The 20,630-nt window shown below is 55.4% G+C and carries 13 protein-coding genes; 10 read left to right on the forward strand and 3 right to left on the reverse strand.

Translation table 11 applies throughout. The features are described from left to right. Positions 1–12 precede the first annotated feature (12 nt). Positions 13–360 carry a YciI family protein gene (locus QWI16_RS15710; RefSeq protein WP_302714536.1) on the reverse strand — a complete coding sequence of 116 codons (348 nt, stop codon included), beginning with the start codon at positions 358–360 and terminating at the stop codon, positions 13–15. Positions 361–512: 152 nt separating this feature from the next. Then, a complete protein-coding gene (locus QWI16_RS15715; protein ID WP_302714539.1) occupies positions 513–1,757 on the reverse strand; it encodes an RNA polymerase sigma factor in 1,245 nt (414 codons plus the stop codon). Positions 1,758–1,896: 139 nt separating this feature from the next. Between QWI16_RS15715 and msrP the strand changes: the two genes are divergently transcribed. The 9 genes from msrP to QWI16_RS15760 all read left to right on the forward strand — a co-directional run bounded on the left by msrP (position 1,897) and on the right by QWI16_RS15760 (position 17,037). Then, a complete protein-coding gene (msrP, locus tag QWI16_RS15720) occupies positions 1,897–2,895 on the forward strand; it encodes a protein-methionine-sulfoxide reductase catalytic subunit MsrP (protein ID WP_302714541.1) in 999 nt (332 codons plus the stop codon). 9 nt (positions 2,896–2,904) lie between these two features. Continuing rightward, entirely contained in the window at positions 2,905–3,513 is a 609-nt protein-coding gene (gene msrQ, locus QWI16_RS15725; protein WP_302714543.1) for a protein-methionine-sulfoxide reductase heme-binding subunit MsrQ, read from the forward strand. A 320-nt stretch (positions 3,514–3,833) separates the two neighbouring features. After that, positions 3,834–4,961 (forward strand): helix-turn-helix domain-containing protein, encoded by a 1,128-nt coding sequence (locus QWI16_RS15730; RefSeq protein ID WP_302714545.1) that lies wholly within the window; start codon positions 3,834–3,836, stop codon positions 4,959–4,961. Positions 4,962–5,249: 288 nt separating this feature from the next. Continuing rightward, positions 5,250–7,376, forward strand: a complete 2,127-nt coding sequence (locus tag QWI16_RS15735; RefSeq protein ID WP_302714547.1) for a family 31 carbohydrate-binding protein — start codon at positions 5,250–5,252, stop codon at positions 7,374–7,376. Between the two features lie 187 nt (positions 7,377–7,563). After that, positions 7,564–10,284 carry a di-heme oxidoredictase family protein gene (locus tag QWI16_RS15740; RefSeq protein ID WP_302714548.1) on the forward strand — a complete coding sequence of 907 codons (2,721 nt, stop codon included), beginning with the start codon at positions 7,564–7,566 and terminating at the stop codon, positions 10,282–10,284. A gap of 142 nt (positions 10,285–10,426) precedes the next feature. After that, positions 10,427–12,772, forward strand: a complete 2,346-nt coding sequence (locus tag QWI16_RS15745; RefSeq protein WP_302714549.1) for a beta-propeller domain-containing protein — start codon at positions 10,427–10,429, stop codon at positions 12,770–12,772. 182 nt (positions 12,773–12,954) lie between these two features. Next, positions 12,955–15,492 carry a beta-propeller domain-containing protein gene (locus QWI16_RS15750; RefSeq protein ID WP_302714551.1) on the forward strand — a complete coding sequence of 846 codons (2,538 nt, stop codon included), beginning with the start codon at positions 12,955–12,957 and terminating at the stop codon, positions 15,490–15,492. A 218-nt stretch (positions 15,493–15,710) separates the two neighbouring features. Then, the gene (locus QWI16_RS15755; RefSeq protein WP_302714553.1) at positions 15,711–16,175 is read left to right on the forward strand and encodes an NfeD family protein; all 465 of its coding nucleotides are present in this window, start codon (positions 15,711–15,713) and stop codon (positions 16,173–16,175) included. Positions 16,176–16,185: 10 nt separating this feature from the next. After that, the gene (locus tag QWI16_RS15760; RefSeq protein ID WP_302714555.1) at positions 16,186–17,037 is read left to right on the forward strand and encodes an SPFH domain-containing protein; all 852 of its coding nucleotides are present in this window, start codon (positions 16,186–16,188) and stop codon (positions 17,035–17,037) included. Position 17,038: 1 nt separating this feature from the next. On the opposite strand, the gene QWI16_RS15765 is transcribed toward QWI16_RS15760, so the two are convergent. Continuing rightward, positions 17,039–17,758, reverse strand: a complete 720-nt coding sequence (locus QWI16_RS15765) for a hypothetical protein (RefSeq protein ID WP_302714558.1) — start codon at positions 17,756–17,758, stop codon at positions 17,039–17,041. Positions 17,759–17,902: 144 nt separating this feature from the next. Here QWI16_RS15765 and QWI16_RS15770 point away from each other — a divergent pair, with 144 nt between their 5' ends. Further along, a complete protein-coding gene (locus QWI16_RS15770; RefSeq protein ID WP_302714561.1) occupies positions 17,903–20,602 on the forward strand; it encodes a PAS domain S-box protein in 2,700 nt (899 codons plus the stop codon). The last annotated feature ends 28 nt before the right edge of the window (positions 20,603–20,630 follow it).

Genomic DNA, 20,630 nt, shown 5'->3' on the forward strand with positions numbered 1-20,630 from the left:
ATGATCTGCTTATTAATCCACTTGCAATTGCCTGACCGGGCGCACCTCAATGCTACCGACCCGAGCCGGGGGAATGCCCTGGGCGATGCGCAGCGCCTCGTTGAGATCGCGTGCCTCAATCATGTAAAAGCCGGCCAGCTGTTCTTTGGTTTCGGCAAAAGGACCGTCAGTGATCTGCACTTCACCGGAGCGCACCCGCACCGTGGTGGCCGTGTGGACACTTTGCAGGGCTTCGCCCGCGACCATGTGGCCACTGCGTACCAGTGACTCGGCGTAGGCGGCGCATTCGCTGTCCTTCGGGCTCTCGGGCAGGCCGTGCAGGTCTTGCTCGTCGCTGTAGACCAGACATAAATACTTCATGGGGTATTCCTCAAGTTGGGTAACAGGCGGTTTGGGTAATGGGCGCTCGGCGACGGTTTGTGAGCCGCTGATCGCCGAGAGGGTTACTGCTTTATCGTCCGCCGACCTGTCGAATCGACACCGAGAAGAAATTTTTTCCTGACAGGTCGTGTTTATAACCGCTGGTGACACGCGGCCATCTGGCGCTCTATGTAACGTCGCTCCGGCGCCTGGTGGGTGAGCTCCAGTGCTCGCCGGTAGCTGTGCCCGGCATCGGCGTAGTGACCAAGGCGTCGCTGCAACTCGGCGCGCGCGGCAAAGGCAGGGAAATACTGCGCCAGAGCGGGATTAGCAAGTAGCCTATCCACGGCCGCGAGTGCGGCATCGGGCCCCTCGACCATCGCATTGGCAACGGCCCGGTTGAGGGCAATCACTGGGGAGTTCTGCCGCGCCAGCAGCGCATCGTAGAGGCCGACAATTTGCGGCCAATCGGTGTCTGACCAGCTCGGCGCTTCAGCGTGAATGGCGGCAATGGCAGCCTGCAGGGCGTAGGGGCCGGAGGTCGGGCCAGTCAAAGCGCGGCGCACCAAGGCGCAGCCCTCGGCGATCTCGCCCGTTTGCCAGAGGGAGCGGTCTTGATCTTCCAGCAGGATGATATCCCCGTCCTTATCGTAGCGGGCGTCGCGTCTTGAGTGTTGCAGCAGCATAAGTGCCAGCAGGCCGCGCACTTCGGCCTGGGGCAAGAGCTCCAGTACCAGCCGGCACAAACGGATGCCCTCGCCGGCCAAGTGACGGCGCACCAGATCGCTGCCACTGCTGGCGCTGTAGCCCTCGTTAAACACCAAATAGATAACTTGCAACACAGAGTCGAGCCGCCCTGGCAGCTCGGAAGGCCCCGGCACTTCATAGGGAATGGCGGCGGACTGAATTTTGCGCTTGGCACGAACGATGCGCTGAGCAATGGTGGCCGGTTTGGTGAGAAAGGCGGCGGCGATCTCTTCAGTGGTCAGGTCGCACACCTCGCGCAGGGTGAGGGCTGTGCGGGCTTGTGGGTTCAGGCTTGGGTGGCAGCAGGTAAAAATAAGGCGCAGACGATCGTCCGGCAGGCGGTCATCATCGCTGAACGGTGCCTCTTGAGGATCGATTGGCGCTTCATCAAGCAAGTGCTGCATACCGGCAAAGCGCCGCTGGCGGCGTATTTGGTCAATGGCTTTAAAGCGGCCGGTGGAGACCAGCCAGGCGGTGGGGTTGTCCGGTATGCCGTCGCGCGGCCACTGCTCCAGAGCGCAGGTAAAGGCCTCGTGTAGCGCCTCCTCGGCCAGGTCAAAGTCCCTGAGCAGCCGGATAAGGGTGGCCAGCACTCGCCGGGAGTGCGCCTTGTACACCTGTTGCAATTCGGATGTGATGTCAGTGGCCATAAGATGCGCACATCGGTAAAAGTGGGCTCATCGTATATCCAAACTCAGGTTGTAACAAATCCGCCTGTCGCAGGTCTATCATACATTGAGCGCCGGACGGTGCTTAGCTGCCGGTCGTAGACGTCAACCAAGAGGGCTTATGTTAATCAAACAGACGGAATCCGTATCTGAAAACGATGTGACCCCCGAGGCGGTCTACCGCGACCGGCGCCGGTTTATGCGCATGGCACTGGCTGGCGGTGCATTGGCGGCGGCGCCCCTGGCAGGTGCCAAGCCCAGCTTTGTGGCCGATGCACCTGTGCAAACCGGTCCGGCCTGGCTTTCGCAGCGTATCGAGGAGGCCCAGGCGCAGCAAACGCCTGTGGAAGATAAACTTACCCCCTACGAGCATGTCACCAGCTACAACAATTTCTACGAGTTTGGCTACGACAAGTCCGATCCGGCCAAACACGCCTCAGCGCTCAAGCCTCACCCGTGGAAGGTGGAAATTGCCGGTCACGCGGAAAAAACCGGACGCTTTAACCTGGAGGACTTGCTCGGCAAAGTGACCTTGACCGAGCGGGTCTACCGTCTGCGCTGCGTCGAGGCCTGGTCCATGGTGATTCCCTGGGTGGGGTTTGAACTTGGCGAGTTGCTCAAGCAGTTTCAGCCCAGCAGTAAAGCTAAGTATGTCGCGTTTGAGACGCTCTATGCCCCCGAGCAAATGCGCGCCCAGGGCAGCGCGTTCAGCACCATCGACTGGCCCTATCGCGAAGGGCTGCGGATGGACGAGGCCATGAACCCGCTCACCCTCTTGGCGGTGGGCTTGTATGGCAAGGTGCTGCCCAATCAAAATGGTGCGCCACTGCGCCTTGTGGTGCCCTGGAAGTACGGGTTTAAAAGTATTAAATCCATCGTCAAGATTGAATTCACCGAAAAAGAGCCGCCTACCAGTTGGAACATCAGCGCGCCCAACGAGTACGGCTTTTACGCTAACGTGAATCCCAAGGTCAGCCACCCGCGCTGGTCGCAGGCAAGTGAGCGGCGCCTACCGAGCGGCTTGTTTAGCCCGAACATTATCGACACCCAAATGTTTAACGGTTACGGCGAGCAGGTGGCGCACTTGTACAAAGGCATGGACCTGAGAAAGTACTATTAGGCGGTGAAAATGGTGGCAGTACTCTGGCGTCGACTGGGTATCGCGGCCGCTTCACTCCTGCCGTTTGCCTGGATAACTTACCGAGCCATTACCCAGCAACTGGGGGCGGACCCGGCCAAAACCATCGTATTATTTACCGGCGAGTGGACCCTGTATTTTCTGTTCATGACTTTGTCGGTCACGCCTTTGGTACGCTTGGCAAAATGGCGCTGGCTAATGACGCACCGGCGGATGCTCGGGCTCTTCGCACTCTTTTATGCGCTTTGTCACCTGGCGGCCTATCTTGTGTTTATTCTCGGTCTGGACTTCTCGCGCTTTGCCGCTGAATTGGTCAAACGACCCTACATTACCGCGGGCTTTCCGGCGGTTCTGATTCTCATCGCCTTGGGTGTCACTTCGACCAAAGCGATGATGAGACGCCTTGGCAAGCGTTGGCAACCGTTACACCGCCTAGCTTACTTGGCGCTATCGCTCGGTTGGGTGCACGTATTTTGGCAGATCCGTTCCAGCTACTTCGAAGCGGCGGTATACGGCGCCATCACGGGGGTTCTCTTGGGGTTGAGGGGTTACTGGAGTTGGAAAAGGGCGCAAAACGCCCGGTCCGTATCGACTCCTTAGGCGCTCTGCCCTGATAGCACCTCGCTCAACTGTCGGCTCGGCACCGTGCCTCGAACCATTTCCCCTAAAAATTAAAGCCTTGGCCTTAGTTTTGGCCCAGGCATCCACCGGTGCGGCAGAAGGCGTTCACCGGTATGGTTTTCAGGTCGGATGCGGGGCATGGGTGCTCTCGACCTTGCTTTTTTCTTTGTTAACGTTAACACTAAGAGGGTTGTCTATCGGTGCCTGCCTAAGGGAGCGGTGGTCTGCCCGCCATCATCAGCGCGCCTCACGAAGGATAAAAATAACACCCCGTCCATCGGGCTCGTGTGAACACAGCCATGCAATTTCTTGAGACGCTGAACAGGCCGCTGTTCAATCTGTACGATTTCACCCTCTGGATGACGGCACTTCAGTGCTTGATTTTTGCGGTGCTCTTGCAGTGCCGACGCGAGAAGTCGGCCAGTCATCACTTGTTATCCTTGTTTGTCGCCTCCATAGGGCTGGGTCAGCTGGCGTTTTTTCTGACCTACAACCCTTATCTTTCCGGGATTCTGTCGCACCTGGGGCAGTGGAGTTTTGCGCCCCCGGCACTAGTTTTCTACTTGCAGGGGCCTTTGCTCTTTCATTATTTGCGTGCGCTCACCTTTGGCCGCCACCGCTTTCGGTTCATGGATTTGCTCCCTCTGGGCCTTTGGGCAGTGGCGAGTAGTCTGAGCCTGGTGTTATGGAATGAGACGCTGGAGCTATGGTTGTGGCGCCCCTTTGTATTGGTTGGGGCTGTGGGTTTCATTGTTTCCACGGCCTATGGTCTGGCGAGTATGGCGGTCATACGGCGTTACTCTGAGCGCCTGAAAGACCAGTTTTGCACTGTTGAGAGCCTGGACTTTCTCTGGCTGAAGTTTTTCGCCTGGGGCTTCTTGTTTATCTGGTGTATGCAGGTGCTCCCGCCTTTTACCTACCACACGGCGCCTTGGGTGGTGCAGGAGGTAATTACTCACTTGCCGAGTATTGTCGAGCTGATCATGGTCAGTTTTGTGATTGTCGCTGGGCTTTTATACGCGCGGCGAATGGAAAAGGTGACCGAGGAGCCCGAGTGGGGAGAGCCGCGCAGTGATGCTTTGCCGCCCACAGGTGAAATGCTGCGCGAGCTCGACCAACGTATGCGTGCTGAGGCGCTTTATGCCAAACCGCGGTTGAACATAGAGCGGCTGGCTGGGCAGCTGGATATGCCTCCGCGCCAGCTTTCTCATTTGATCAACCACTATTTCCACAAAAACTTTTTCGAGTTTATCAACGACTACCGCCTGGAGCAGGTTCAGATCCGTTTGCGCTCACCCGGCTGGCAGGACAAGTCGGTGCAAGAGATTTACGAATCCGTCGGCTTTCGCTCCAAGTCTTCCTTTTTTACGTTGTTCCGCAAAGCAACGGGCATGACACCGACGCAGTACCGCGCGGCAGATCAATAGCGCGCATAAAGTTGAAACCGAGTTCGAGTTTGCTCGCAAGGTTCGAACCCCACGCCGCTATCGGGACCGTTCCCTTAGAGGCTTCTTGGCCGCCAGAGCAGGCAGGGTGCGATTTTCAGGGCTTGTTCGTGTTGTTCTCTTTCTTCCCCCGGCGGTAAAAACAAACTCCTTTTTTAGTTCAGACAGTCAAACTGGCCACCAAATCACCATTGTGGTTTTCTCAGTATACGCGAGCCTGGGAAGGGCACGCCTCATTCTCACTCAAGGACGCCACAACAGGTGACAATAATGTATAGATTCCTGAAACTTGCCGCGGCATTGCCGGTGCTTTGCACCGCCAGCGCCGGTGCGGCGATTGACTCGGGCGCGGTGAATCTGCCCGCCGATGACAAAGTCCTCTATATTCTGGGCCAGGACACCACGACCCTGCGCGATTACAAAAATCAGGTCTTGAGCCAAAGCGGCAGCAGCGCGCCCGTGCCTGGCGGGGTCACGCTCTACACTTCCATTTTGCCGACTGAAATTCACGGCAACACAGCACCGGACAATGCAAGTCTCTATGTCAGCGGTATAGAGGGACCTCCGGTAGATACGGCCAATGGCGAAGTCAATTTTGCAGAAACTCTGGGTGACTACGACGCCTTGGCCACTGGTGAACCGGTGGCACTGGCCGTTGGCCTCTACTTGTCGGATGAGTGGGCCAACTGCGGTAATCAGCCGCTGCGGGCCATTGCCGGCACAGCTGACACTGACGTCGGCAGTGCCAGCGACCCTACTTCTTTGACCTATCAATACCGCTACGCCATCGACCGCATGTTGCAGTATTTTAAAAGTCAGGGCCGCGCGGTCTATCTGCGAATAGGCTACGAGTTCGATGGTCCTTGGAATTGTTACAACCAAGACTTCTACAAACAGGCCTATCGCTGGATCGCCGAGCGCATTGATACTATCGGCGCTACCAATGTTGCCACCGTCTGGCAGGCGGCGACCTATCCTGACAACGGCGATGCCACGTACCATTTTGATGCGGGTAACAACCCCTACCAGCATTACAGCGACTGGTATCCGGGTGATGATGTTGTCGACTGGGTGGGCATCTCATTCTTTGCTGGCAGCGACTATCTCAACTATCAATGGTCCTGTCAGGATGGCTCCAAGCCATGGACTGTACCGGATACCACACCGCGGCTCTTGCAAAATACGCTGGTGGATTTTGCTCGCGATCACGGCAAGCCTGCCATGATTGCCGAGTCGGCTCCCCAGGGTTTTGATTTGGCGGCCAACACCTTCAGCTGCGTTGCTGCACGCACCAATACGCAGAGCTTTGCCAGCTCTGCGGCTATGTGGGATGCGTATTTTGTGGACTACTTTGATTGGATTGAACAGAACGCCGATCAGGTTCGCGCCTTCTCCTACATCAATACTGATTGGCAATCGCAGGGCCGCTGGTATTGTGCGCTGGGAGCCTCTGCCTGCGCAGCTGGTTACTGGGGAGTGACCTCGTTGCAGGCCGATTCGTTGATACTTGATCGCTTCAATAACCGTGTGTCGCAGTCGCTCTATGCGACCGGCGCTGACGGTGGTACCGGCCCGGCACCAGACCCAGACCCCAACCCAAACCCGCAGCAAGCGGCCTACACCAGCCAAAGTATTCCCGGCCGGATCGAAGCGGAATACTTTGATCTGGGTGGCTCGGGTATTGCCTACAGCGACGCGGATGCGGACAACAACGGCGGCGCTCTGCGCCCCACGGAGGCAGTGGATTTACAAGCCACCAGCGATGACAACGGCCAGAACCTCGGCTGGACTGAAAACGGCGAATGGCTGGAGTACACTTTGGACGCGGTTGCCGCAGGCACTTACGACATACGGGTCCGCTTGGCCACACCCAATCCTGCGGGTAATCGCGCACTGAGCCTGACTCTGGGTGCTGATAATTTGGGCACTGTGGCTGTGCCCCAGACCGGTGCCTGGCAAAATTGGCAGACGGTAACTCTGCCGGCGGTGGAGGTTGCCGGCGGTGCACAGCAAGTGTTGCGCCTGGGCGTGATCGGCGGTCAGTTCAATGTTAACTGGGTAGAATTTGTCGCTGTCGTCACGCCGCCCGTTGATCCCGAAAATCCTGTGGAGCCGGGAGGCAGCGACTGTACGGACTTTGGTATTGCTTACAGTAACGATCAGACCATGGTGCTCTACCACGAGGATCGCGGTTGGAATGGCAGCTGGAGCTATCTGTGTCTCAATGGTGATTGCCGTCAGGCAAACCGTGCCAACGGCTTTTTCACCCGCGAGGTGGAGGGCAGCTTGGGTCAGAGTTATGCCGTCGAATTTAAGGTGCAGCAAAACCCGGCCCCGGGACAGTTTATTGCCGGTGCCGAGACGTTCACCTTCACAACGGCTTGCGGTTTGCCCTAACCGCGCTTCCCAGCGCGTTCTTTGACGCGCTGGGAATATTCGCACAAAGCGGGTTTGACTTTGAGCGATGGAACCGGTGTTGCGCAAAGTCGAACTTGTCCGGCGATGACCGGCTGCGTAGGTTTTTTAGAGCGGGCAGGGTGGACCCACCGCCTGATCGGATAACAATAATTTAAGGGTAATGATTATGTCTTTGAAACACTCTCTCGGTATGGCATTGCTTGTCTTAGCCGCGTTGGCCGCGCAGGTGTCGGCCAACCCCATTGCTGTGAGCCTGACCGACGGTGACCGTCTGCACCTTGAATATAGCTTCAATGAACAAAAGTCCGGCGGTATGTGGTTGTCAGCCTATGAAAACGGCCAATGGTCGTTCACGACAATCAGCAACGCCCAGGAGACAAACTTGGGTGGTGGGCGGTGGCAATACGGCTATACCAGTGCGATTGAATGCGATACAGGCGACGCCGTGTCGCTGCGTATCCAAGGTAACTACGCTAGTGTGGATTGGTTACCAGGACCGGGCTCCGACGACTTTCAGGACGTCGATTGCGCAGCACTGCTTTCGGGTACTGGCTCCAGTGTGTCCAGTTCGAGCTCATCGAGCAGTTCTTCCAGTTCTTCCAGTTCTAGCAGCGTGGCGCTGCCCTCCGCGGCACCTGTGGTAAACGCCGATGCCAGCGATGGCAGTGTAGCGCTCTCCTGGAACAGTGTGGTCGGCGCCGGCTCCTACCGGATCGACTATGGATACACCACGGCGGCTCTGGATAACAGTGCCACAACCAGCGCTACCGCCTACACAATCAATGGCTTGAGTAACGGCGTCGATTACGATTTCGTGGTCAGTGCCGTCAACACCGGTGGCGAGCGCGCCTCAGGTCGATTAACTGTCGCGCCCGGGGCCGTGGGCGGAGGAGCGACAGCGGGTTCGGTGTTTGGCCTGGACAGTGACGGTACGGTCTATCACGCCGATGGCGGACAAACTGGCGGCTGGGTCTATCTATGTTTGAACAGTGATTGCCGTGCCGCCAGTTTGGTGTCCGGGCGCTATCAATACACTTTTGCTGGCGTCACTGCCGGGCAGCGCTATGACCTGCAGTTTAAAATTCAAGACGATGCCAGCAGTCAGTGCATCGCCGATGCCCTGAGTCTTACACCTGGTGGCGGTGTCAACACCTCGCCCTGTGCACAGACAGGCGGTTCAGGAGGGAGTGGGAACGATGGCGGCACCGGCGGAGATAATGGCAGTGGTGCCGGTAACGGCTTTGGCAGTGCCGGCGGAGTGCACGTGGACAATGGCGTAGTGGTAGCCAATGTAGCCGAACGATACCGAGTGCGTCACGAGCTCTCAGGCAACGACTTTAACAACTATAACGTGGAGTACTGGCGGGCTAGATTCGGCGCCCTTGAGCTGCGTGATTACACGCGCGTCGAGGCAGCCAGCCAGCGTTTGGGAGCGTGCGGCACTACCGACCCCTGTGTGGTGGTGCGACTGGACAGCGCCGTGCCCCTGTCCATGACCGATGCCGGCGGGAACAATAAAGACTGCAATCAGCAATCGCCCAACTTTCGCTACCATAAAATTTACGGTGACGAGACCAACTTCTACTACGGCTATGTCATGGACCTGATTCTGCCAAACGGGAGTGTGGTCCCTGCGTGCAGTGCATCTCAGGCTCAGCGTGCCAGTGCCACCGCCTGGCAGGCGGTCATGCGCCCCGACAGCAATATTCCTCGGGATTTCTTTCATGGTGCTCAACTAGAGTTTGAGGTCACTATTAATTTCGACCGGGCTCAAGTGACCGGTGATAACGTCAATTACTATGGCCAGACTTTCCGCTATGTGCTTGGAGAGGGGTTTGTTGTGAATAATCAGGATCCGGCGATCGGGCCTGTGGGGGTAAACGATGCTTTTGCTAAATTGGGCGGCGATACCACAGTGCCACATTTGTCCGAAACCGGTGGGCCTCAGCGGCGTTTGTCGTTTATGCAGCACGCCTACAACATGGGGCCAGACAATATTCAGGATTGGCTTGAAGGGCGTCGGCTATTCCACACGGATTTTGCATCCGGAGCTCATATTGAGCAGTTTATGCCGGGTCCCCAAGCCATTGGCGGCAACTTGCCGTTTCCGTCCATGGCGGGTAAGGCGACCAATGCCATACAGACGAGCTGTACCGAGTGTCACACCAATAACAGCGTCGGCCAGATGCAGCCGGGTCAGATTGTTGTGCCGCCAAAAATGATTGGTTTGGGTTTACTTGAGGCCATTCCCGATAGCCAAATCGAAGCTTGGGCGTTAGACAATGGTGGGGCCGTGAGCCGAGTGACGCATCGAGGTGAGCAGCGGATTGGCCGCTTTGGCTGGCGCGCCGATACCGCTACAGTCGAGCACCAGGTGGCTAAAGCTCTGCATGACGATATGGGGGTGGGCACAGGTATTGATGATTTCGGTCCCGCCGAAATTACGCAGGCCGAGCTTGATGACCTGGTCGCTTACTCCTCTCTGGTTGCCGTGCCGGTTTCGCGAGCCAATCTTGTCGCCTCGCCGGGTCTGGCTAGCTTTGAGAGTTTTGGCTGCGCCGACTGTCACAAGCCCACGGTCACTACCGCAAGTACGGCCCGTTTCTCTGAAGTGGCTGGACAAACCATTCATCCCTTTACCGACTTGCTTTTGCACGACCTTGGTGAGGGTGAGTTTCGCACGGCTCCGCTGTGGGGGCTGGGGCTGTCTGCCTATGTGTCCAGCGGCAATTCTGGCGCCTTGAGCTTAATGCACGATGGTATGGCCGGCTCGGTTGACGAGGCAATACAGCGCCACAATGGCGCCGCGAGCGATGCCAAGGCGGCGTATAACAGCGCCTCAAGTAGCACGCGTCAGGCGTTGGAGCAATTTTTAATGGATTTGTAATAAACGGCTTTGACTGGCTGATAATGGCGCCTTCTGGCGCCATCTCTTTACCTGCTCCGGGCATTAACAAAATCACACAGAAACTTTGGCGGCTTTGGTTAAGCTATGCAAAATACATTGCGCTTTTCCAGGGGAGGTTTCTATGCGTGCGTTGTTAATAATGGTGGCCATGACGGCCGGGCTCGCCGCTTGCGGTGGATCTTCATCGAATACATCGGACAATGCCGGCCCCGTTGACCCGGGTGCGCCCGAAGTGAACTACGCTGCGCTTAAACCAATTGAGCCTACCGAGGCGGGGCTCACCCGGCTTGAGGGCGAGGCCTTTGAACGCTTTGTCAAAAACGGCTTGCGGCTGCAAACCAGCGGTTATGGCTATACCCATTATCCGAGCAACAACGATGACTTGGACTTTTCGGCAGGGGCACCGGAGGCTGACGGCGGCGGTAACTACTCGCAAACCAATGTGCACATTGCTGGCGTCGATGAGGCCGATAGTGTCAAGTACGATGGACGGCACTGGTTTGTCGCCTATGAGCCCTCAAGCTATAACGGTGAGTTGCCCGGATTGCAACTCGTTGCAACCGACCCTGCGGTGCCCGATGCGAGCGTCGTGGGTACCTTTAGTTTCGAAGCTCAGCAGTGGGGCAGTGCCACGGCGATTTATCTGCAAAAGGATGGCGAGGTCGCCAGCCATGTGGTGGCGCTGCGCTCACAATGGGGCAGCATTGAGGGGGTTATGCCCGGCGCTGTTCCGTCGTTTGTCTCGAATGATTCTCTGGAGATCTGGCCGGGCCCTGTGAACAGCCAGGTGCGTGTGGAGTTTATTGACGTTAACACGCCGTCTTCGCCCAGTTTAACCAACACCATCAGTCTTGATGGCAGCTTGATCGATAGCCGGCGAATCGGCAATACGCTTTACCTGATTACGCGCTACGACCCTTGGTTTTTCCCGCTTGAAATAGAGCGCTCCTCGTCCGATTCACGCACGGCAAATGAAGCCGCCCTGGCCGATGCGAAGCTCGCCGACTTGCTCCCCAAGTATCGTCAGGGCAGTGCTGAGGCGCCGTTAAGCGTAGCGTGTTATACCCAGGAAGACACACAGGATATCCATGGTTTCCACTCGATGGTGAACATTACCGCCATCGACTTAAGCGGTCAGTCTATTGTGTCCAGCGAATGCCTGAGCACCGGGGTGGATTCGCTCACCATGAGCCAGAACGCGCTCTACCTGACCGGCACCCTCTGGCAAGAAAACGAAAAAACCGTGATTCATAAATTCTCGCTGGAAGAGAGTGGGGTGGCCTACGCTGCGACCGGCAGTGTGCCCGGGTCGATTCGATGGGATGCACCCTACCGGGTCAACGAACATGGTGAGGATTTACGGGTTGTCTCCACAGACCACACTGACGGTATTTCTCATCACCTGTACATTTTGCGGCAATCGGGCAATGTATTGGCACCGGTGGCCCAGCTGCCGAATGCCGAGCGACCTGCTCCCATTGGTAAGCCGGATGAAGACATTTTTGCTGTGCGCTTTGACGGTGATCGTGCCTATGTGGTGACTTTCCGCCGTGTTGATCCACTGTACGTTCTCGATTTGTCCGATAGCCTCGATCCTAAGATTACCGGTGAGCTCGAGGTGCCTGGCTTTGCGACTTATATACACCCCATTAACGAGAACTACTTGTTTACCCTGGGACAGGACGCGGACGGTGAAACCGGTTGGACGCAGGGGATAAAAACCCAGTTGGTGAAAGTGAGCGGTGGCACTCCACAGTTGGTGGGTGAGATGCTTATCGGCGACAGATACAGTCATAGCGAAGCGCTCTATGATCTGCGTGCCCTCAACCTACTGGAAGCGGGTGAAGGCGCGGTGCGTGTTTCCTTCCCCGTATCGGTGTACGGCACGGCCGGTGGTGAGTACAGCGAGTGGCAGTACAGCGGCTTGCAAATGCTTGAGCTGAACGGGCTTGATTCTGAGCAAGGCACTATGCAGGACAAAGGGGTGCTGATTGCCGAGGCGGCCACTCATTCGCACCATGATTACAACGGTGGTGTGCGGCGCGGCCTGCTGCATGACAACGCTGTTTACTATGCCCACGATAACCAAATTTGGTTTAGCCAATGGGGCGCAGCGGACGCACCGCAGGGACCAATTGGAGGCGACCCTATTGCCTGCACTGAGCAGATTGTCTATGGCCTTGAGGTGTACGTTAGCGGTCAGTTTATGCAGCCAATCGATAATTGCGACGCCCAAGTGGTAGCGGTGGACGGTGATTACTCCGAAACGCTAACAGCTGACTACCGGGACAGTCTCGGGTCATGCGTGTTCTACGGCGCTGCGGAGCGAGCCGGTAGCTACACCATCACCGCGTCTTTAGACGGCTACGAAACCCAGGTGTCGGAGGGTGTGGTGGTATCGCAGGACGTTTGCCACGTCCAGCCCCGGTCCTTGATGTTGCAGCTTTGGCCGAGTGCTGAGTTGTAAAGTGCAATCCGTCAATGCAGCTTTTGCATGGTGAATTGAAGTTGTTGGCGCCTTAGGGCCTCATTTTACAAGTTTGCACAGACTTCAGAACTCGAAGTGCTAGTCTGGTAACGCATAATTTTTGTCTCAGGTGCCAAGTGATAGTTGTCAGTGTGGCATTCTAGCTTACATAGGAGGTGGCTGTGAGATCGCTGTACATGTTTGTTTTAGTGATGTTTTTATCGGGTTGTGGAGGTTCTTCAAGCTCAGGTGTAAGTCAACCGCCTGGTGCTTCTGTTGGCAGTTCATCTCTTTCTGTTTCCTCCAGCAGTGATGCCCTGGATGAGTCTTCCTCGTCAGTGGTATCGTCGTCCTCTGAGCCGTCGTCGAGTTCGGCCTCCTCGCATAGTTCATCGAGCACGTCATCTTCCTTGGTTTCCTCGAATGAATCTTCGAGCATGTCCTCTTCTTTGGCGTCGTCCGACAACTCGTCCTCTAGCGAGGCCATTGTGCGAGATTACTCCGCTTTGAAGCCTAGCCAGCCGACGGAGTCGCCATTGGTCAGAATCAATAGCGATCAATTAACTCGGTTGATAAAAAATGGTCTGCGTCTCCAGCTTTCCAGCTACGATTACCCTTTAAGTGAAGAGCTGGAGGCCTATGAAGACAACAGTGATTTTTCGCCGCGCCCACCTGCACCTCCTGCGCCTTCGACGGATTCATCCTTCTCTGAGACCAATGTGCATGTGGCAGGCGTGGATGAGGCGGATGTTGTTAAATACGATGGTAAACATTGGTTTATCGCCTACCCCGATCGTGGTGACGAAAACCCCGCAGGCATCCAGATTGTGGCTACGGAGCCGGAAGTTCCCGACGCCGAGATTGTCGGCCGGTTTGACTTTGAAGGCTCTCAGTGGGGAGACAGTGCAGCCCTATTTTTAACAGAGAGTGACGGACAATCCTCTGAGATCGTCAGCTTGCGAGAGCAGCCGGGAAACCTTGACCCCATTATGCCTACAGCCCTGCCTGTGTGCATTACAACGCCTTGGTTTGAACCGGCCAACGGGAAGATTAAAGTTGAATTTATTGATGTGAGCAATCCGGGCTCTCCGAGTGAGGCTGGAGAGCTAACCATGGATGGCCGCCTGATAGACAGTCGCCGCATTGACAATACCCTTTACCTTGTTTCGCGTTTTGATCCCTGGGTAACAAACCTTGGTTTTGAACACAATGAGGGTAGCCGCGAGCAAAACGAAGCGCTGTTGCAGCAGGCTACACTTGAGGAAATTGTCCCAAACTATACCAAGGGCGGTGTTTCCCGGCCTCTGAGTGACACCTGTCTGGCGCAAAGTGATGTTGAGGAAACGAGCGGCTTCCACTCGTTGGTCAATCTCACGGCTATTGATCTAGAGTCTAAAACGGTGGTTTCCAGTGAATGTGTCGCCACAGGCGTCAAGTCGATGGTTATGAGCCCAGAGTCTCTCTATTTGACCGGCACGGTGTGGGCTGATGACTACAATCGCACAGTTATCCATAAGTTCGATCTAGAGGCGATGGGCGTTGTGTATGCGGCGACAGGAAGTGTACGCGGCTCGGTTAATAATGACGCACACTTTAGAATTCATGAGCACGAGGGGCTGCTCCGGGTTTTGTCAACCGAATGGACGCCTGATTGGCGCAGACTGCACCGGTTGTCGATTTTGAGTCAGTTCGACCAAGCACTTGAAACCATTGCCAGCTTGCCTAACGAGACTCGCTCTGAGCCGATTGGAAAGCCAGATGAAGACGTCTACGCGGTGAGATTTACGGAAAACCGCGCTTACGTTGTGACTTTCCGCCAGGTTGACCCTTTGTATGTTCTGGACTTGACCGATCCTTTAGACCCTTTTATTGCTGGATCATTGGAGGTTCCCGGTTATGCCACTTACATTCATCCGTTGAATGATCGCTTCTTGTTTACCCTGGGGTATGAGGTAGACCCGGAAAATGGGATGGATTTGGGTATAAAGGCGCAGTTGGTCAACATTGATGATGGCGTGCCGACCTTGTCCGGGCAACTGGTTATAGGTGATGCCGGCACCTACAGTGAGGCCTTGGATGATTTGCGAGCACTCAATGTGTTAAAGATGGATGAAAGCACCACCCGAATAAGCTTTCCTGTTCATGTAAACAGTTCATCGCAATTTTCCGGCAATTACACGGGGTTGCAGATGATCGAGTTAAAAGGGTTGAATTCGGCCGCGGGGCAGCTGAGAAGCGAAGGTATGTTATTAGGTGGAAACCTCCAGTCCGCCTCTTTTCTCACGGGCGAAAGACGTGGTTTGCTCCACGGTGACGCTGTTTTCTATACCATTGATGAAGTCATCTGGGCGACGCTTTGGGGCAGCGATGAGCCGCCAAGAGGCCCCATTGGTGGTGGCCCCGTGGGATGTACTGATCATATTGAGTTTGGTCTTGAGGTGTATGTCAGCGGCCAGTTCATGCAGCCAATCGATAACTGCGGCGCCCAAGTGGTGGCGGTGGACGATGATTACACCGAAACGCTGAGGGCTGAATACCGTGAGAGTTTGGATGCCTGCGTTTTCTATGGGGCACCGGAGCGGGCGGGGCGTTACACCATTACTGTGTCTTTAGACGGCTACGAAACCCAGGTGTCGGAGGACGTGGTGGTGTCTCAGGACGTTTGCCATGTCCAGCCCCGGTCGTTGATGTTTCAGCTTTCGCCCAGCGCTGATTTGTAACCTTACAGCGGCGTCAATTTTAACGCCGTTGCGACAACCAGACCCTGCAGCGCGACACGAGCGCCCTGGCTGGGTCTGGCCCCTCCTTGTCGGCCTTTTTCGCTTTACCCTCAGCGCCTGGGCTCGCTCTGGCGCGATGGGGGCGAGTCTGGCTATACTGTCCGGCCTGGGCACTTGCGATAATCACAACCCACTCGGGTGCCCGCAAGGAGGATTGAATGAACGAATGGCTTGATTCGGGCCTGCCCGTCTGGCTGTGGGTGGTCATCGGTTTTGCATTGGCAGCCCTCGAAATACTACTCCCCAGTTTTTTTATGCTTTGGTTGGGCGTCAGCGCCATTATTGTGGGGTTGGTGAGCTGGTTTGTCCCCCTGTCTTTTGCCGCTCAGCTACTGGTTTGGGCGATATTCTCCCTGGTCTGTCTGCTGGCCTGGTTCAAGTGGGTTGCGCCGCGAATGAAAGACAAGTCCCGCTCCGGTATGGCCATGGAGAGAACCCTGGGGCAGGTGGGTATAGTGCTTGAATATAACCCGGCGAGTGGTCGGGGTCGCCTGCGTTTTTCCGCTCCAATACTGGGGGAAGACGAGTGGCGGTTTATCAGCCAGGAGCCGCTCAGCCCGGGTGATCGGGTCAGCGTTACCGACTTTTCCGGTAACGATCTTATTGTCAAAGCTAATCACTAGGAAAAACGTTATGGATGCCTTGATTACGGTTGTTGCTATTGTCGTATTGGCCATTATTGTCATTACCCGTGGAGTGCGCATTGTGCCGCAGGGGCGCAAGGATGTCGTGCAGCGCCTGGGTAAATACCACACGACCCTGACGCCAGGGTTAAATCTGATTATTCCGTTTTTTGACACTGTGGCCTATAAAGTCACCACCAAAGATATTGTGCTGGATATTCCGTCTCAGGACGTGATTACCTACGATAACGCGGTGATCATTGCTAACGCGGTGGCTTATATCAATATCGTCAGCCCGGAAAAATCCGTGTACGGGGTTGAAGACTACACCATCGCTATTCAAAACCTGATTCAGACTTCGTTGCGCTCCATTATTGGTGAAATGGCTCTGGATTCGGCCCTCTCCTCGCGCGACCAGATCAAGGCCAAACTGAAAGAGTCCATTTCAGACGATATTGCCGACTGGGGTATTGTGTTGAAAACGGTTGAGATTCAGGACATTAACCCTTCACCCACCATGCAGCAGGCCATGGAAGAGCAAGCGGCTGCCGAGCGTCAGCGCCGCGCCGCTGTTACCCGTGCCGAAGGGGAAAAGCAGGCGGCGATTTTGGAAGCGGACGGCCGTCTTGAGGCTTCCAGGCGCGATGCTGAGGCTAAAATCGTGTTGGCCGATGCCTCCGCCCGTTCCATTAAAGTCGTGACTGAGGCGGTAAAAGACGGCGACGAACTGCCCGTTATGTATCTGCTGGGTGAAAAATACATCGAGTCCATCAGCGATTTGTCCACATCGCAAAACTCGAAAACCGTGGTTTATCCGGCAGATCTTGCCAACGCCTTTAAAGGCATTTTTGGCCGCAGTTGATTTAAAAGGTTATTTTGTATTCCAGTCCCGCCGCAAAGTTGTTGACGTCACTGCGGCGGTATTGGTTGATGCGATATTCCCCCACCAGATACAGCCTGTCCCACAGCCGATAACCAAGTTGCGCCTCCGCCACCACAGGGTTTGACGGAAAGCCCGTCGGCAAGTCCTCGTTAAAGGTGTGATCCATAAAGCCTCCCAGATACAAGCGCTCGCTCAGGTAGGGCATGCGTAGGTAAAAGGCGTGCTCGAGTTGCCAAACATAGGCGCTACTGTGGTCAAATTGGACAAAGTGGAGATTCAGGGTGTAGTTCAGGTGTAGGTATTCAAACAGTGCTCGGCTAAACCCGGTGTCATGAGCGCGCCAGCGCACACCCAAGCGCAGCTTATCGTTGTCCTCGCCGCTGGCAAAGGCCGCCTGGGCGGTGAGGTCAAGCCCGTAGGAAGCCCCGGTTTTCCAGTATAGGCTCTGCTCGGCGTAGTAACCAGTGGTATCGGTACCATCGTTTTGGCCGGCGAGGTTGATAAACCCAAAGTAGGAGAGCCGACCGGGCAGGGTAGAGGCGGTGTTCAACGTAAAGACACTGTCGGTATCCACATCGCTTTGGTAGGGATAGAGGTTGAAATCCAGCATGCCACGGGGGGTAAAGGCCTCGCTCTGGGCGTGGGTGGGCAGTAGGAGGCTGGCCAGTAGCCATAGGGTCGTGGTCAAACGGGCACACATGGAGATTTTCCTTGAGGTAATTTTACTCAAAGTGTAGACGCCTCCGTGTCATATGGCGGAAAAATCTTCTGCCGAACCTGCGGTTTTGGCTGCCAAGCGCTACACTTATAGACAATCAGATCAGGGATTTACAGGAGGTAGGCGGTGGATGCACAGTGGTTGGGATTTCTGAGCCAGGATTATATGCCCCACGGGCACTGCTACCTCTGGCGGCCGTCCATACTTTGGACTCACGTCGCCTCAGACGTCGCCATCGCCGCCGCCTATTTCAGCATCCCGGCGGCCTTGCTGTATATTCGCCGTAAGCGAGCGGATTTGCTTTACCCCTCCTTGTTTACGCTCTTTTCCCTGTTCATATTGCTGTGTGGCTTGACGCACTTATACAGCATCTACACCATTTGGGTGGGCAGCTATGGCGTTCACGGGGTGATCAAAGCGGGGACGGCTGTGATCTCGGTCGCCACCGCTGTCGTGCTTGCCTACTCGCTTCCCAGGATTGTCGCGACCCCGTCTTTTGAACAATTGCGCCGTGCGGTGGAATCTGCCAACCGTGAGAAGCTCGATCGTCTGGCGCTTCAGGCACAATACGAAAATGAGCGCAATTTGCGCGATGCCGCCAACGCCTCCCCAGTGGGGCTGATGGTGGTGGGGCAAAACGGCGAGATCACCATGGCCAATGATGCCCTTTGCGAGCTGTTTGGTTACGCCGAAGGGGAGTTGACGGGGCAGAACATAGAAGTCTTGATTCAGGGCAGCATAAAAACCTCTCACCGTCAGTTGGTCGATCAGTTTTTCCAGTCCGCCAGCTGGAGTCGAGCTATGGCCGAAGGGCGGGTGGTGCAGGGCGTGCATAAATCTGGCACCCGCATTCCCGTGGAAATTAAACTTAATAAAAAGATGCTCGACGATCACCTGCGCGTATTTGTTGCAGTGACGGATATGTCAGAAAAGCTGGCCTCACAAAAACGCTTGTCAGAGGCCAACAATCGGTTTGAGAGAATTACCGGGGCGACTCGTGACGGTTTGTGGGAGTGGGATTTAAGTAGCAACAAACTGTGGTGGTCACCGACATTGTGGCAGCTTTTTGGTTATAGCCAGCCACCGGCGGACGTGAATATGAACCTTTGGGAGGCTCATATTCACGAAGCCGATAGAGCTCTATTTTTTGCTGCCCTGGACCGTCATATTGTCGGCTCTGAGCCCTTTGACATCGAGTTTCGTGGTTTGCAAGTGGACCGCAGTGTGCGTTGGTTTCGGGCCCATGGGGAAAGTGTGGGTCAGCGGGGTACGGCCCACCACTACATGTGTGGCTCACTGGAAGACATTCAGCATCGCAAAGATCTGGCAAACAGCCTTGAAGAAAAAAACCAGTTTCTCGAGTCAATCTTCAGCGGCACCTCTTACGGTGTCTTTGTACTCGACTGCCTGCGTGATGGCAAACAGGTGTTTGCCGCCGCTAACCCCGCCATTGAAGAGGCATTGGGATGTCGCGAAAGCGATCTGCTCGGGAAAACCATCCTCGATTTGGCACCCGGGATGATGCCAAACGAGGATGCACAGGTGATTGATCGGCGCTACAAGCGCTGCTTTGATACCGGGAAACCCCTGACTTATGTTGAAAATGTGGAGCTCAAGGGACAATCTACTTGGTGGAAAACCGCACTCTATCCGCTAATGAACAGCGTCGGTAATATTTATCGGATTATAGGTTCGTCTACAGAAATTACCGATTTAAAAGACGCGGAGAAAAAGCTCTCTGAAAGCGAGAGCTTTCTTAAATCTGTGGTGGATATGTCCCTGTGCGGCTTGTACATCTATGACTTTGAAAAACAGGCGAATGTGTTTATCAACGATCGCTATACCGCCATCACTGGTTACGACAAAGATGATTTTGCCTCCATGCAGAGTATGGAAAACTTGTTCCACCCCGACGACTGGGAAAAGGTGACCGAACATATGACGAAAGTGGCGGCCATGGAAGATCAGGGGGTTTTGCCGCTTGAGTATCGGTTCAGACACAAGCAGGGGCATTGGATTTGGTGCTTTAGCTATGATTCGGTGTTTACCTGGAATAACAAGGGTAGTCCAACGCAAATGTTGGGGTCGTTTATCGATATCTCCGAAATGAAGCGGTATTCAGAGCAGCTGCAGGAGTCCAACATCAATCTGGAGCGCTTCGCCTACCTGGCCTCGCACGATTTGCAAGAACCGCTGCGCAAGATAGTCTCTTTTGCCACCCAATTGGAGCACAACCCGTCAGCCGCTTCGCTGGATGAAGAGGCCAGCTACGCGGTAAGCCGAATGGCAGAGTCGGCCCGGCGTATGAAGCAGCTGGTGCAGGATATACTGCAGCTTTCCCGCGCCGCCTCGTCCAGTTTGCAGCGAGATACGGTGATGCTATCGGTTTTGATCGAGGGGATTAAGGAAGAGTTGTCCGAACTCTTAGCGGACAACCAAGCGCAGGTCGAGCTTGAGCAAGATGGGCCCTTGAGTGTTGATGCAGGGCTTTTTGGCCAACTACTGAAAAACCTGATTGAAAATGCCATTAAATATCATCGGGACGGCGTCAGCCCGCACGTTTCCCTGGCAGTTGAATATAATGAAAATAGCGGTTCGGGCCGTACCGCGAGAGTAACGGTACAGGACAACGGCATCGGGTTCTCTCAGGAGTACGCAGAGAAAATTTTTCTGGCCTTTCACCGACTCAACAGCCGCGACCGCTACCCTGGCAATGGCATAGGCCTGGCCATCTGTGAGAAGATAGCGAAAGCCCATGAAGGTGAAATATACGCCGAATCGGAGCCGGGCAAAGGGGCCAGGTTCACGATAGAGCTACCTCAATAAAGAGAGATTCTAAAAAAGCGCACCACCG

It is taken from the genome of Gilvimarinus algae, assembly GCF_030518215.1.
GTDB classification, from domain to species: Bacteria; Pseudomonadota; Gammaproteobacteria; order Pseudomonadales; family Cellvibrionaceae; genus Gilvimarinus; species Gilvimarinus algae.